The sequence below is a fragment of the Streptomyces sp. NPDC101151 genome (assembly GCF_044768335.1).
GTDB lineage: Bacteria > Actinomycetota > Actinomycetes > Streptomycetales > Streptomycetaceae > Streptomyces.
The window spans coordinates 309,531-324,439 of the sequence record NZ_JBIWPP010000008.1 but is presented as its reverse complement, the minus strand read 5'-3'; the positions used below and the strand labels follow the sequence as shown (position 1 = coordinate 324,439).

10 protein-coding genes are annotated in these 14,909 nt (G+C 69.7%); 6 read left to right on the top strand and 4 right to left on the bottom strand.

Annotated elements, in window-relative coordinates:
• Positions 1-26: 26 nt before the first annotated feature.
• Positions 27-821: an MIP/aquaporin family protein gene (locus tag ACIRU3_RS18570; RefSeq protein WP_404057370.1), complete on the bottom strand. Its 795-nt coding sequence runs from the start codon at positions 819-821 to the stop codon at positions 27-29.
• 365 nt (positions 822-1,186) lie between these two features.
• A complete protein-coding gene (locus ACIRU3_RS18565) occupies positions 1,187-1,951 on the bottom strand; it encodes an IclR family transcriptional regulator (RefSeq protein WP_404057368.1) in 765 nt (254 codons plus the stop codon).
• Positions 1,952-2,309: 358 nt separating this feature from the next.
• Here ACIRU3_RS18565 and metH point away from each other — a divergent pair, with 358 nt between their 5' ends.
• The 4 genes from metH (at position 2,310) to ACIRU3_RS18545 (ending at position 10,316) form a co-directional block, all read left to right on the top strand.
• A complete protein-coding gene (gene metH / locus ACIRU3_RS18560) occupies positions 2,310-5,822 on the top strand; it encodes a methionine synthase (protein ID WP_404057366.1) in 3,513 nt (1,170 codons plus the stop codon).
• Positions 5,823-5,931: 109 nt separating this feature from the next.
• Positions 5,932-6,633 carry an HAD family hydrolase gene (locus ACIRU3_RS18555; RefSeq protein WP_404057364.1) on the top strand — a complete coding sequence of 234 codons (702 nt, stop codon included), beginning with the start codon at positions 5,932-5,934 and terminating at the stop codon, positions 6,631-6,633.
• Positions 6,634-7,065: 432 nt separating this feature from the next.
• On the top strand, positions 7,066-8,670 hold the full coding sequence (locus ACIRU3_RS18550) for an ABC transporter substrate-binding protein (RefSeq protein WP_404057362.1): 1,605 nt from the start codon (positions 7,066-7,068) through the stop codon (positions 8,668-8,670).
• Positions 8,671-8,735: 65 nt separating this feature from the next.
• Positions 8,736-10,316: an ABC transporter substrate-binding protein gene (locus tag ACIRU3_RS18545; RefSeq protein WP_404057360.1), complete on the top strand. Its 1,581-nt coding sequence runs from the start codon at positions 8,736-8,738 to the stop codon at positions 10,314-10,316.
• Between the two features lie 71 nt (positions 10,317-10,387).
• Here the strand turns inward: ACIRU3_RS18545 and ACIRU3_RS18540 are convergent, their stop codons facing one another.
• Positions 10,388-11,059, bottom strand: a complete 672-nt coding sequence (locus tag ACIRU3_RS18540; protein WP_094216819.1) for a response regulator transcription factor — start codon at positions 11,057-11,059, stop codon at positions 10,388-10,390.
• A 14-nt stretch (positions 11,060-11,073) separates the two neighbouring features.
• The gene (locus tag ACIRU3_RS18535) at positions 11,074-12,075 is read right to left on the bottom strand and encodes a RecB family exonuclease (RefSeq protein ID WP_404057358.1); all 1,002 of its coding nucleotides are present in this window, start codon (positions 12,073-12,075) and stop codon (positions 11,074-11,076) included.
• Positions 12,076-12,253: 178 nt separating this feature from the next.
• Here ACIRU3_RS18535 and ACIRU3_RS18530 point away from each other — a divergent pair, with 178 nt between their 5' ends.
• Both ACIRU3_RS18530 and ACIRU3_RS18525 read left to right on the top strand, forming a co-directional pair.
• The gene (locus ACIRU3_RS18530) at positions 12,254-13,936 is read left to right on the top strand and encodes a site-2 protease family protein (protein WP_404057356.1); all 1,683 of its coding nucleotides are present in this window, start codon (positions 12,254-12,256) and stop codon (positions 13,934-13,936) included.
• A 38-nt stretch (positions 13,937-13,974) separates the two neighbouring features.
• Positions 13,975-14,877: a tRNA (adenine-N1)-methyltransferase gene (locus tag ACIRU3_RS18525; protein WP_404057354.1), complete on the top strand. Its 903-nt coding sequence runs from the start codon at positions 13,975-13,977 to the stop codon at positions 14,875-14,877.
• The last annotated feature ends 32 nt before the right edge of the window (positions 14,878-14,909 follow it).

The following is a 14,909-nucleotide window of genomic DNA, read 5'->3' as shown; positions in this document are numbered from 1 at the left end:
GCGCGTGCTCGAAGACTTGGTGCTTCCTAAGCAAAGGCGACGTTGTAGATGCCTGCAGCGATCGCGCCGCCGATCAGCGGACCGACCACCGGGATCCAGGCGTAGCGCCAGTCGGAGCCACCCTTGTTGGGCAGCGGCAGCAGGGCGTGCACGATGCGCGGACCGAGGTCACGGGCCGGGTTGATCGCGTAGCCCGTGGGGCCGCCGAGCGAGAGACCGATGGAGACGACGACCAGCGCGGTGACCAGGGCGCCCAGGGTGCCCAGGCCGTTGCCCTTGTCGTTCAGGCCCTGCGTGAGGACGGCGAGCACCAGCACCACGGTGCCGATGATCTCGGTGAGGACGTTCTGCACCACGTTCCGGATCTCGGGGCCGGTGGAGAAGACGCCGAGGACCGGGCCGGCGCCCTTCTCCTGGGCCTCGACGGCCTTGGCCGTCGTGGCCTGCGCGCCCGGACCGCCGACGATCTCCTTGTCGGTGAGGTGCGCGTGGAACTGGCCGTAGTAGGCGACCCAGACCAGGGCCGCGCCGATCATGGCGCCGAGCAGCTGGCCGCCCCAGTAGGTGGGGAGGTTGCTGAAGTCCTTGTCCTTGATCGCGAGCGCGAGCGTCACGGCCGGATTCAGGTGGGCGCCGGAGAGCGGCGCCGAGGTGTAGACGGCCGTCAGAACGGCGAAACCCCACCCGAAGGTGATGGCGAGCCAACCGGCGTTACGGGCCTTGGAGGCCTTCAGTGTGACGGCGGCGCACACGCCGCCACCGAGCAGGATGAGTATGGCGGTACCGATGGTCTCGCCGATGAAGATGTCGGAGCTGGACACCCGCGACTCCTTTGTCCTTCGTCCAGGGAAGCCGAACCCCGGGTCCCGCCGGGGGTTCTGGCGCCCTCGGGGGTGAGAGCGATTCCGGTCCTTGGCGTTGTCACACTCTAGCGCGTATTGCCGGTAGGTGTTCGACAATGCCGACCGATGGACGGGAGTCTTGCTTCGGCGTTACGCATGCGTCAAGAGTTCTGTTATCGAAAACAGGATCGTTATTGATCGCTGTCGGTTATCGCTCTTCGTGCCTTGACGTACGTTCTCACCCGATATGTCCATTTCAGGGTATGGCGAGAACCGGAACGCCGCCCAGCGTCCCGGTCGTTCCCCGGTGCGTCACCCGCTGGTCAGGGGCGGGTACCCGCCGCTCAGAACCGTCCCGCGCCCAGGTCTCGGGAGACCGCACGGGCGCAGTCCCGCACCGCCGCGATCAGTTCGGGGCGCAACTCGCCGTCCCGGCAGAGCCGTTCCACGGCGCCCGTGATGCCGACCGCGCCCACGGGCATGCGGCGCCGGTTGTGGATGGGGGCGGCGACCGAGGCCATGCCCTCCCAGGTCTCCTCCACGTCCGCCGCGTACCCACGCGCGCGCGTGATGTCGAGAAGGTGCTCGAAGTCCGTCAGGTCGCACACCGTGCGGTCTGTGAAGGGCTTGCGGTCGGCTTCCATGGCCTCGCTGTGCGCCACGGGGTCGTAGGCCGACAGCACCTTGCCCAGCGCCGTGGAGTGCAGCGGCTGCATGGCCCCTATCTCCAGCACCTGCCGGCTGTCGTCGGGCCGGAAGACGTGGTGCACGATCAGGACGCCCTGCTGATGCAGGACGCCCAGGTACACGCTCTCTCCGCTGGACCTGGCCAGGTCGTCGGTCCACACCAGGGCCCGCGCCCGCAACTCGTGCACGTCCAGATAGGTGGTGCCCAGACGCAGCAGTTCGGCGCCCAGCTGATAGCGGCCGGAGGTGTCCTCCTGCTCGACGAACCCCTCCTGCTGGAGGGTGCGCAGGATGCCGTGGGCGGTGCCCTTGGCGAGGCCCAGCGACGAGGCGATGTCCGAGAGGCCGAGTCGCCGCTCGCCGCCCGCGAGCAGCCGCAGCATCGCGGCCGCCCGTTCGAGCGACTGGATGTTCCGTGCCATCCCCGTCCTGCCTCCGTCTCCTTCGAATGCCGGCACTCCCGGCAGGTACTTCCAGGTACTTCCAGGTACTTCCGGGTACTGACAGGGGCTGTCGTACACCATCGTCAACGCCGTTCGGCAATGTCGAACACTACCGGTCCATGTCGGCCTCCCGCTAATGAATCGGACGACAGCTGTTACGTCTCCTGTGGCCTGCGCGTGGCAGCTCGGCCGTCCGGGGCGCCCCCCCGGCGTCCGCCTCGTGGACGCCGGTGCCCATCCAAGCCCACTCCCGGTTACTCTGACGCCGTGCCCCTTGCCCGGCTCTGACCGGGGAAGTCGCATAGCCGACAGCCGTCGCATCCCAGGGAGCCCCTTCATGGCCTCGTTGCCAACGACCCCTTCCGCCGACAGCCGGACCCGTGCGTCCGCGCTCCGAGAGGCGCTCGCCACCCGTGTGGTGGTCGCCGACGGAGCGATGGGCACGATGCTCCAGGCCCAGGAGCCGACACTCGAGGACTTCGAGAATCTCGAGGGCTGCAACGAGATCCTCAATGTCACCCGCCCCGACATCGTCCGCTCCGTCCACGAGGCGTACTTCGCCGTGGGCGTCGACTGCGTCGAGACCAACACGTTCGGGGCCAACCACTCCGCGCTCGGCGAGTACGACATCCCCGACCGCGTGTACGAACTGTCTCAGGCGGGCGCCCGCGTGGCCCGCGAGGTCGCCGACGAGTTCACCGCGCAGGACGGCCGGCCCCGCTGGGTCCTCGGCTCCATCGGCCCCGGCACCAAGCTGCCCACGCTGGGTCACGCCCCCTACATCACCCTGCGCGACGCCTACCAGCGCAACGCCGAAGGCCTGATCGCGGGGGGCGCCGACGCGCTGCTCGTGGAGACCACCCAGGACCTGCTGCAGACCAAGGCCGCCGTGCTCGGCGCCCGCCGGGGCCTGGAGGCGCTCGGTCTGGATGTTCCGGTGATCGTGTCGGTGACCGTCGAGACGACCGGCACCATGCTGCTCGGCTCCGAGATCGGCGCGGCCCTCACCGCGCTGGAGCCGCTCGGCATCGACATGATCGGCCTGAACTGCGCCACCGGCCCGGCCGAGATGAGCGAGCATCTGCGCTATCTCGCCCGCAACGCCCGTATCCCGCTGTCCTGCATGCCCAACGCGGGCCTGCCGGTCCTCGGCAAGGACGGTGCCCACTACCCGCTGACCGCGCCGGAGCTGGCCGACGCGCAGGAGACCTTCGTCCGCGAGTACGGCCTCTCGCTGGTCGGCGGCTGCTGCGGCACCACCCCCGAGCACCTGCGCCAGGTCGTCGAGCGCGTCCGGGGCGTCACCCCGCCCGAGCGGCAGCCGCGGCCCGAGGCGGGCGCGGGCTCCCTCTATCAGACGGTGCCGTTCCGCCAGGACACCTCCTACCTGGCCATCGGCGAGCGCACCAATGCCAACGGCTCGAAGAAGTTCCGCGAGGCCATGCTGGGCGCCCGCTGGGACGACTGCGTGGAGATGGTCCGCGAGCAGATCCGCGAGGGCGCGCACATGCTCGACCTGTGCGTGGACTACGTCGGCCGCGACGGCGTCGCCGACATGGAGGAGCTGGCCGGGCGTTTCGCGACCGCCTCCACTCTGCCGATCGTCCTCGACTCCACCGAGGTCGACGTCATCCGGGCGGGTCTGGAAAGGCTCGGCGGCCGCGCGGTCATCAACTCGGTCAACTACGAGGACGGCGACGGTCCCGAGTCCCGGTTCGCCAAGGTCACCGAGCTGGCCCGGGAGCACGGCGCCGCGCTGATCGCGCTGACCATCGACGAGGAGGGCCAGGCCCGCACCCCGGAGAAGAAGGTCGAGATCGCCGAACGGCTGATCGACGACCTCACCGGGAACTGGGGCATCCGCGAGGAGGACATCCTCATCGACACCCTGACCTTCACCATCTGCACCGGTCAGGAGGAGTCCCGCAAGGACGGCATCGCCACCATCGACGCGATCCGCCGGCTGAAGGAACGGCACCCGGCGGTGCAGACCACGCTGGGCCTGTCGAACATCTCCTTCGGCCTCAACCCGGCCGCCCGCATCCTGCTGAACTCCGTCTTCCTGGACGAGTGCGTCAAGGCGGGCCTGGACTCGGCCATCGTGCACGCCTCCAAGATCCTGCCGATCGCCCGCTTCGACGAGGAGCAGGTGCAGACCGCCCTCGATCTGATCTACGACCGCCGCGCCGAGGGCTACGACCCCCTCCAGAAGCTCATGCAGCTCTTCGAGGGCGCGACCGCGAAGTCCCTGAAGGCGGGCAGGGCCGAGGAACTGGCCGCGCTGCCGCTGGAGGAGCGGCTCAAGCGCCGCATCATCGACGGCGAGCGCAACGGCCTGGAGCCCGACCTGGACGAGGCCCTCAAGGACCGGCCGGCCCTCGACATCGTCAACGACACCCTGCTGGACGGCATGAAGGTGGTCGGCGAGCTCTTCGGCTCCGGCCAGATGCAGCTGCCGTTCGTGCTCCAGTCCGCCGAGGTCATGAAGGTCGCCGTCGCCCACCTCGAACCGCACATGGAGAAGTCCGACGCCGAGGGCAAGGGCACCATCGTGCTGGCGACCGTGCGCGGCGACGTGCACGACATCGGCAAGAACCTGGTCGACATCATCCTGTCCAACAACGGCTACAACGTCGTCAACCTGGGCATCAAGCAGCCGGTCTCCGCGATCCTGGAGGCCGCCGAGGAGCACCGGGCCGACGTCATCGGCATGTCGGGCCTGCTGGTCAAGTCCACGGTGATCATGAAGGAGAACCTGGAGGAGCTGAACCAGCGCGGCCTCGGCGCCCGCTTCCCGGTCATTCTCGGCGGCGCCGCGCTGACCCGGGCCTATGTCGAGCAGGACCTCCACGAGATCTACGAGGGCGAGGTCCGCTACGCCCGCGACGCCTTCGAGGGGCTGCGCCTGATGGACGCCCTGATCGGCGTCAAGCGGGGCGTGCCCGGTGCGCAGCTGCCCGAGCTGAAGCAGCGCCGGGTGCGCGCGACGGCCGTCGAGATCGAGGAGCGGCCCGAGGAGGGTCACGTCCGCTCCGACGTCGCCATCGACAACCCCGTGCCGACCCCGCCGTTCTGGGACACCCGGGTGATCAAGGGCATCCAGCTCAAGGAGTACGCGAGCTGGCTGGACGAGGGTGCGCTGTTCAAGGGCCAGTGGGGTCTGAAGCAGGTCCGCACCGGGGACGGTCCGTCGTACGAGGAACTGGTGGAGACCGAGGGCCGCCCCCGGCTGCGCGGCCTGCTGGACCAGCTCCAGACGGAGAACCTGCTGGAAGCGGCCGTGGTCTACGGCTACTTCCCGTGCGTCTCCAAGGACGACGACCTGATCATCCTGGACGAGCGCGGCAACGAGCGCACCCGCTTCACCTTCCCGCGTCAGCGCCGCGGCCGCCGCCTGTGCCTCGCCGACTTCTTCCGCCCGGAGGAGTCGGGGGAGACGGACGTCGTCGGCCTCCAGGTGGTCACCGTCGGCTCCCGCATCGGCGAGCAGACGGCGAAGCTCTTCGAGGCGAACTCCTACCGCGACTACCTGGAACTGCACGGTCTTTCCGTGCAGTTGGCCGAGGCGCTGGCCGAGTACTGGCACGCCCGCGTCCGCGCCGAACTCGGCTTCGCGGGCGAGGACCCGGCCGACATCGAGGAGATGTTCGCCCTCAAGTACCGGGGCGCCCGCTTCTCCCTCGGCTACGGCGCCTGCCCCAACCTGGAGGACCGCGCCAAGATCGCCGAGCTGCTGCAGCCCGAGCGGATCGGTGTCCACCTGTCCGAGGAGTTCCAGCTGCACCCCGAACAGTCCACGGACGCGATCGTGATCCACCACCCGGAGGCGAAGTACTTCAACGCAAGGTGAGGCGCGCCGCACAGCACATTGATCCGATAAGTCGTACACTGGTCGGTCCACTGCAGGCCGGTTCCCTGTCCGGGAGCCGGCCTGGTCGTCCCCAAGGAGGTGCGCCAGGATGACCAGCACAGTCCCTGCGCTCGGAACCCGTACGGCCGAAGGCTCAGCCCTGCAGGCGGTGCTCCTCGACATGGACGGCACCCTGGTGGACACCGAGGGCTTCTGGTGGGACGTCGAGGTGGAGGTCTTCGCCGCCCTCGGCCACACCCTGGACGAGACCTGGCGCCATGTCGTGGTCGGCGGTCCCATGACCCGCAGCGCGGGGTTCCTGATCGAGGCCACGGGCGCCGACATCACCCTCGCCGAGCTCACGACCCTGCTCAACGACGGGTTCGAGGACCGTATCGGCCACGCCCTGCCGCTGATGCCGGGCGCCGCCCGGCTGCTCGCCGAGCTGTACGAGTACGAGATCCCGACCGCCCTGGTCTCCGCCTCGCACCGGCGCATCATCGACCGCGTGCTGGCCGCCCTCGGCCCCCAGCACTTCGCCCTGACCGTCGCCGGCGACGAGGTGTCGCGCACCAAGCCGTACCCGGACCCGTATCTGCTCGCCGCCGCCGGGCTCGGTGCCGATCCGGCCAGGTGCGCGGTGATCGAGGACACCGCGACGGGCGTCCAGGCCGCGGAGGCGGCGGGCTGCCGGGTGGTCGCCGTGCCCTCGGTGGCACCCATCGCGCCCACCGACCGGCGCACGGTCGTCACCTCCCTCGAAGAGGTCGACCTGGCATTTCTGCGCGGTCTGATGACGGAAATGCGCTAGTCGTTCACCCAGCGTGCAAAGTCCATTGGACGGGTTGGACAAAATTCCGGGGAAGTACACCCAAGTGGAATTCGAAGCGGGTCGCCCGGCTGAATTGCGGTAACCGCCAACCCAGTTGGAAGTGTGACGTTCCCCACGTCGGCCGCCCTCGACAACGTTGCCCCGGTGTGCCGACCACCCCGGTCCAGGGGCGTCGGACGTGCCCTTGTGTCCCGATTGATGGAATGCTGCACCAATCCTGCCGCTGTCGGGTTTTCGGTGTGTCCACACCCGGTTTCACTGCGTGATGGGGGCTCAACTCACGGGGCAGCGAACCCTCCTGCGGGCGCGGACTAATCTCGTCGCGAGAACATCGCCGCAACCCCCGTGATCCGCCGCACCACCCATGCATGCCGGGTACACGGACTCGAACAGCTCTGGAGAAACTCCCGCATGAACCGCAAGACTCTGGTGCTGCCGGCAGTGGCCGGCCTGCTCGCCCCGGTTCTCGCCGCGTGCGGCGGATCCGACAGCGGGAGCAAGAGCGGGGACGCCATCGTCGTCGGCACCACGGACCGGTTCACCGTGACGAGCGACGCCCCCGCGCCCCTCGACCCGGCCTACGCCTACGACGTCGGCACCTGGAACATCCTGCGCCAGACCGTGCAGACCCTGTTGACCCAGCCCAAGGGCGAGGGCGTGCCCGTGCCGGAGGCGGCCGAGAGCTGTTCCTTCACCGACAGCGGCAACGAGCGCTACGCCTGCAAGCTGCGTGAGGGCCTGAAGTTCGCGAACGGCGACGCGGTCACGGCTGCGGACGTCAAGTTCTCCATCGAGCGTGCCCTGCACATCAACGCGGACAGCGGTGTCGCGACCCTGCTCAACACCATCGACACGGTCGAGACCCAGGGCGAGCGCGAGGTCATCTTCCACCTCAAGACGGCCGACGCCACCTTCCCGTACAAGCTGTCCACCCCGGTCGCGGGCATCGTCAACCCCAAGAACTACGACAAGCGCAAGCTGCGCGACGGCTTCGAGGTCGACGGCTCCGGTCCGTACACCTTCAAGGCCGAGGTCGAGGACAACGCGATCGTCAGCGCCACCTTCGCCAAGAATCCCTCCTACAAGGGCAGCGTGGAGGTGAAGAACGACGAGGTCGTGATGCGGGCCTTCCGCAACGCGAAGCTCATGGGCGAGGCGATCGACAAGGGCGACATCGACGTCATGACCCGCGCCATGTCCCCGGCGCAGATCGACAAGCTCGACGCCGGCTCCGACGCGAACGTCGACCTGGTCGACATGCCGGGCCTGGAGATCCGCTACCTGGCCTTCAACACCAACGCGTCCACCGTGAAGAGCAAGGCCGTCCGCCAGGCCATGGCCCAGGTCATCAACCGCGGCGAACTCGTCTCCAAGGTCTACGGCACCCAGGCCGAGCCGCTGTACTCGCTGGTCCCGGCGACCCTCACCGGCCACTCCAACTCGTTCTTCAACAAGTACGGCGACCCCAGCGCCGCCAAGGCGAAGAACCTGCTGGCCAAGGCCGGCATCAGCACCCCGGTGAAGCTGACCCTGCACTACACGACCGACCACTACGGCTCGGCCACCAAGCAGGAGTTCGAGATCCTGCAGAAGCAGCTCAACGGCAGCGGCCTGTTCGACGTCAGCATCCAGGGCCACCCCTGGGCGACCTTCCGGCCCGCCGAGAAGAAGGGCGACTACGACGTCTACGGCATGGGTTGGTTCCCCGACTTCCCGGACGCCGACAACTTCCTCGCGCCCTTCCTCGACAAGGGCAACTTCCTCGGCTCGCCGTACTCCAACGGCACCATCCGGCGCACGCTGATCCCGGAGTCCCGCCGTGAGGCCGACCGGCTCAACGCCGCCAAGAGCCTGACCGAGATCCAGGACATCGTCGCCGAGGACGTCCCCGTGCTGCCGCTGTGGCAGGGCAAGCAGTACGTCGCCGCACGGGACAACATCACGGGCGTCTCCTACGCCCTCAACTCCTCCTCGACGCTTCAGCTGTGGGAGCTCAGCCGCGGAGTGAGCGGCTGACGTCTCTCTTTGTCCGGGGCACGGAACGGGGGCCCCGGATCGACGAACCGACGACAAGGCACATAGTGAACATGCGCAACCAGTGGCCAGTCCTGCCGATCGTGGCGGGGCTGGCCTCCGGCCTGTTGACCGGCTGTGGCTCGGAGACCGGTGGTTCCGGGGGTACCGGCTCCTCCGTGGTGATGGGGATGTCCGACGACGTCCTCGCCACGGACCCGGCCTCCGGTTACGACCCCGGCTCCTGGCTGTTGTTCAACAACGTCTTCCAGTCGCTGCTCGGCTTCCCCAAGGGCGGGACGGAGCCGCAGCCGGAGGCGGCGAAGCAGTGCACCTTCACCGACACCCGCGCCATGGTGTACAAGTGCACCCTCAAGGACGGCCTGAAGTTCAGCAACGGTGACGCCCTCACTTCCGAGGACGTGAAGTTCTCCTTCGACCGCATGCTGCACATCGACGACGCCGCCGGCCCGGCGATCATGTTCCCGATGCTCGACACCGTCGAGACACCGGACGCGAAGACGGTCGTCTTCAAGCTCAAGGTCCCCGACGCCACCTTCCCCAGCAAGATCGCCTCCGGAGCCGGCTCCATCGTCGACCACCGGCAGTACGACGCGAACGGCCTGCGCACCGACGAAAAGGCCGTCGGCTCCGGGCCCTACAAGCTGGACTCCTTCGACAAGGAGCAGGCGGTCTTCTCGGTCAACCCCGACTACCAGGGCACCGCCGAGACGAAGAACTCGGGCGTCACGCTGAAGTTCTTCCACGGCGACCGGACCGCCCTGAAGAAGGCCCTCGAGAGCGGCGACGTCGACATCGCCTACCGCGGTCTGACCGCGACCGACATCGCCGACCTGGACCAGCAGGACGGCAGCAAGGGCATCGACGTCATCGAGGGCAGCAGCGCCGAGGTCCAGCACCTGGTCTTCAACATGAAGGACCCGGTGGCGGGCAAGCTCGGCGTCCGCAAGGCCATGGCCCACCTCATCGACCGCGACGCCCTGGTCTCGAACGTCTACCAGGGCACCGCCACCCCGCTGTACTCGATCGTCCCGGCGGGCATCGCCGGCCACAACACGGCCTTCTTCGACACCTACGGCGCCCGCCCCTCCAAGGACAAGGCCGCCGCAGCGCTGCGCGCCGCGGGCATCACCGGCAAGGTGAAGCTCACCCTCTGGTCCACGCCGTCACGCTACGGCCCCGCCACCGACGAGGAGCTGAAGGCCATCGCCGCCCAGCTCAACGCGAGCGGACTGTTCCGGGCCGACGTCAAGTCCGTCGCCTTCGACCAGTACGAGAAGGACATCGAGCAGGGCAAGTACGGCGTGTACGTGAAGGGCTGGGTGCCCGACTACCCGGACGCCGACAACTTCACGGCCCCCTTCTTCGGCAAGGGCAACGTGCTGGGCAACAACTACAGCAACCGCACGATCACCGGCTCCCTGATCCCCGCAACGGCCGCACAGAGCGACCGCTCCGCGACCGACGGGGACTTCGGGAAGCTGCAGGACATCGTCGCCGCCGAACTGCCCGTGCTGCCGGTCTGGCAGGCCAAGCAGTACGCGCTCGCCCGCGACGGCGTCTACGGCCTGGAATACTGCCTGGACGCCTCGACGGTGTTCCGCTTCTGGGAGCTGAGCAAGGGCTGACCGCCGCTCGTCCCGATGACACCGAGGGCGCCCTTCTCCACGCGGGAGGGGCGCCCCTGGCACTGCCGGGCCTACTGCGCGCCAGGACGCACCAGGCCGCTCTCGTACGCGTACACCGCGGCCTGCACCCGGTCCCTGAGGCCCAGCTTGGTCAGGACGTGCCCGACGTGCGTCTTGACGGTGGTCTCGCTGACGAACAGGTCGGCGGCGATCTCGGCGTTGGACAGGCCGCGTGCCACCAGCTTCAGCACCTCCACCTCACGGTCGGTGAGGGTGTGCAGGGTGTCCGGCACGGGCTCCTCACCGGAGGGAAGATGCGTGGCGTACTTGTCCAGCAGCCGGCGGGTGATGCTCGGCGCGAGCATGGCCTCACCGGCCGCGACCACTCGGATCGCCTGCACCAGCTCGTTGGCGGGCGCGTCCTTGAGCAGGAACCCGCTCGCCCCCGCCCGCAGCGCCTCCACCACGTACTCGTCCAGGTCGAACGTGGTCAGCACCAAAACCTTCGCCGGGCCGTCCCGCCCCGGCCCGCTGATCTGACGGGTCGCCTCCACCCCGTCCATCCGCGGCATCCGGATGTCCATGAGCACGACATCCGGTTGCAGGGCTCGTACCTGATCGAGGGCCTGCAGACCGTCACCGGCCTCACCCACGACCGCGATGTCCTGCTCGGCCTCCAGGATCATCCGGAAACCCGTACGCAGCAACGGCTGGTCGTCGACCAGTAGGACGCGGATGGCCACGTGACACTCCTTCGCTAGTCCGGCCCCATTCTGCCCTGCTGCACGGCACCCGACTCGGGCGCCCTCACCGGCAGCGGATAGGGCGGGGGAGTACCGCCGAACTCCGGGCAGTGCGCCCGGTGGTCGCACCAGCCGCACAGCTTGGTCGGCCGTGGCCGCCACTCACCGCTCTCCGTGGCCTGTCTGATGGCCTCCCACAGCGCCAGCAGCTTGCGCTCCACGCGCTCCAGGTCGGCGAGGACGGGGTCATAGGTCAGCACGTCCCCACTGCCGAGATAGACCAGCTGGAGCCGGCGCGGCACGACCCCCTTCAGCCGCCACACCACCAGGGCGTAGAACTTCATCTGGAACAGCGCGCCTTCGGCGTACTCAGGCCGCGGCGCCTTCCCCGTCTTGTAGTCGACGATCCGGACCTCGCCGGTGGGCGCCACGTCGACGCGGTCGATGATCCCGCGCAGCCGCAGCCCGGAATCCAGCTCGGCCTCCACGAACAGCTCCCGCTCCGCGGGTTCCAGCCGCGCCGGGTCCTCCAGCGTGAACCAGCGTTCCACGAGCGACTCGGCCTCACCGAGCCAGCGGGCGAGCCGTTCCCCCTCCGGATCGTCGGCGAACAGCTCGCCCACCTCCGGCCTGCTCTCCCGCAACCGGTCCCACTGCGCCGGGATCAACGCCTTGGCCCGCGGTGCGGTCCGCTCCCCGGCAGGCGCGTCGAACAGCCGCTCCAGCACGGCATGCACCAGCGTCCCCCGGGTCGCCGCCTCACTCGGCTTCTCCGGCAACCGGTCGATCACCCGGAACCGGTACAGCAGCGGACACTGCATGAAGTCACTGGCACGGGAAGGCGACAACGAGGTGGGTGCGACGGCTGCACGCTCACCCACCGACTCGGCACCACCACCGCTGACGTCGGCATTCCCGCCCGGCCCGGCCGTCGCCGTTCCGTCCGCCTCCGCCGCCGGGGCCGTCCCCTCCACCGCGCCCGGCAGGGCCCCCGCGTCCTCGCTGCTGCTGTCCATGACCACAGACCATACGGCCCGGCACTGACAGTGACCCAGCCGTCGCCCGAGTCGTCCGTACGACGGCGGGGCAAACACAAGGGGTGCCGGGGCGGAACGTGCCACCACGGCCGCATACCATCGACCACAGACCCTTCCGCCCCACACGGACGGAAGACGCTTCGAACGAGGGGACAGCGTGGACGTGAGCGGCGGGACCGGGCAGCCGCGGTCCGGCAAAGACGAGCCGGCCGAGCACCCCGCAGGTCCTACGGCCCCGGCGACCGGACCCACCGACCACCCCGGTCCGGAGCCCCACGATGCCCCGGACCACACGCCTCCCACGGCCCGGGACCCACACGAGACCGCCCCCGCCCGGAACCATCCGCACGCCGCGCCCCCACAGCCGACGACTGCCGAGGACGCCGGGGCGGCGGACCGGGAGCCGGCGGAGCGCGAGGATGCCGGAGCCGCGAGCCCGCAGCCACGGGCCGGTGAGCCCGCGCGAGCCTCCACCCCGCAGCCGCGGACCGGCGAGGATGTGCGCGCCGCGAGCCCGCAGCCACAGGCCGGCGACGACACAGCCGCCGCCCGTCACAAGGGCGTGGGCTCGCAGTCCCGGGGCGGCGACGACACGCCCGCCGCGGGCACCCGTGCCGACGCCGGTGAGCACCGGTCGCTCGCCCACTCCGGGATCGCCAAGGGCGAGCCGCCCCAGCCGCGGCCCAAGGAACCCGGCGGCGGGCTGCTCATGGGCCGTCCCTTCGGTGTGCCGGTGTACGTCGCGCCGAGCTGGTTCCTCGTCGCCGCACTGATCACCTGGGTCTTCGGCGGTCAGCTGGACCGGGTGCTGCCCGAGCTGGGCGCCGCCCGCTACCTGGTCTCCCTGTTCTTCGCCGTCGCCTTCTACGCCTCCGTCCTGGTCCACGAGCTGGCCCACACGGTCGCCGCGATCCGCTTCAAGCTCCCCGTCCGCCGCATCCAGCTCCAGTTCTTCGGCGGCGTCTCCGAGATCGAGAAGGAGGCCGAGACCCCGGGCCGGGAGTTCGTACTGGCCTTCGTCGGCCCACTGCTCTCACTCGTCCTCGCCGGGCTGTTCTACCTGGCCATGAAGCCGGTGGAACCCGACACCGTGCCGGGCGTCCTGCTGGCCGGCCTGATGATCTCCAACCTCATCGTCGCCATCTTCAACCTGCTGCCCGGCCTGCCCCTGGACGGCGGCCGCATGCTCCGCGCCGTCGTCTGGAAGATCACCGGCAAGCCGATGAGCGGCACCGTCGCCGCCGCCTGGGTCGGCCGCGCCCTCGCCCTCTGCGTCCTGATCGGCCTGCCGCTGCTCAACCAGTCCGGCGCCCTCGGCGGCGGCAACGAGGACATCAGCGGCATGGACACCGTCACCGACGCCCTGCTCGCCGCCATCCTCGCCGCGATCATCTGGACCGGCGCCGGCAACAGCCTGCGCATGGCCCGCCTGCGCGAGCACCTCCCCGAGCTGCGCGCCCGCACCCTGACCCGGCGGGCCGTACCGGTGCAGACCGACACCCCGCTCTCCGAGGCGCTGCGCCGCGCCAACGCCGCAGGCGCCCGCGCCCTGGTGGTCGTCGACGCCGACGGCAACCCCCTCTCCCTCGTCCGCGAGGCCGCCATCGTCGGCGTACCCGAGCACCGCCGCCCCTGGGTGGCCGTCAGCGGCCTCGCCCAGGACCTGACCGACGGCATGCGGGTCTCCGCCGAACTGTCCGGGGAGGAGCTGCTGGACGCCCTGCGGGCATCCCCGGCGACGGAATACCTGGTGGTCGAGGAGACCGGCGAGATCTACGGCGTCCTGTCCGCCGCGGACGTCGAGCGCGCCTTCGTGAAGGCCATGGCCAGGCCGTCGTAGTGGTCGGCGGCCCCCACAAACCCCGGTAGGCTGGTCACATGTCCGAACCGACCGGTGCCGCCCGCAGGCGCGGGCCCTTCAAGGTCGGGGACCAGGTTCAGCTGACCGACCCCAAGGGCCGCCACTACACGTTCACGCTCGAGGCCGGGAAGAACTTCCACACCCACAAGGGTTCCTTCCCCCACGACGAGCTGATCGGCGCTCCCGAGGGCAGCGTTGTCCGCACCACCGGAAACGTCGCCTACCTCGCGCTGCGCCCCCTGCTCCCCGACTACGTCCTGTCCATGCCCCGCGGCGCCGCCGTGGTCTACCCCAAGGACGCGGGGCAGATCCTGGCCTTCGCCGACATCTTCCCCGGCGCACGCGTCGTGGAGGCGGGAGTCGGCTCCGGCTCGCTCAGCAGCTTCCTGCTGCGCGCCATCGGCGACCAGGGCATGCTGCACTCCTACGAGCGCCGCGAGGACTTCGCCGAGATCGCCCAGCAGAACGTGGAGCGCTACTTCGGGGGCCCGCACCCCGCCTGGCAGCTCACCGTCGGCGACCTCCAGGACAACCTGAGCGACGCCGACGTCGACCGCGTCATCCTCGACATGCTCGCCCCCTGGGAATGCCTGGAGGCCGTCTCCAAGGCGCTCGTGCCCGGCGGCATCCTGTGCTGCTACGTGGCCACCACCACCCAGCTCGCCCGGACCGTCGAGTCCATCCGGGAGATCGGCTGCTTCAACGAGCCGACCGCCTGGGAGACGATGATCCGCAACTGGCACATCGAGGGCCTGGCCGTCCGCCCGGACCACCGGATGATCGGCCACACCGGCTTCCTGCTGACCGCCCGCCGCCTGGCCGACGGCGTCGAGCCGCCCATGCGCCGCCGCCGCCCCGCCAAGGGCGCCTACGGCGAGGACTACGCCGGCCCCAACGCCGACGGCGGCACCGCCCGCTGACCGGCGGCCACCGAGCACAACGCGAGGGCGCC

Excerpts from the sequence above, each read along its gene's own strand:
- ACIRU3_RS18550 (WP_404057362.1), top strand. The coding sequence starts at position 7,066 with ATGAACCGCAAGACTCTGGTGCTGCCGGCAGTGGCCGGCCTGCTCGCC.
- ACIRU3_RS18565 (WP_404057368.1), bottom strand. The coding sequence starts at position 1,951 with ATGGCACGGAACATCCAGTCGCTCGAACGGGCGGCCGCGATGCTGCGG.
- ACIRU3_RS18555 (WP_404057364.1), top strand. The coding sequence starts at position 5,932 with ATGACCAGCACAGTCCCTGCGCTCGGAACCCGTACGGCCGAAGGCTCA.
- metH (WP_404057366.1), top strand. The coding sequence starts at position 2,310 with ATGGCCTCGTTGCCAACGACCCCTTCCGCCGACAGCCGGACCCGTGCG.
- ACIRU3_RS18525 (WP_404057354.1), top strand. The coding sequence starts at position 13,975 with ATGTCCGAACCGACCGGTGCCGCCCGCAGGCGCGGGCCCTTCAAGGTC.
- ACIRU3_RS18535 (WP_404057358.1), bottom strand. The coding sequence starts at position 12,075 with ATGGACAGCAGCAGCGAGGACGCGGGGGCCCTGCCGGGCGCGGTGGAG.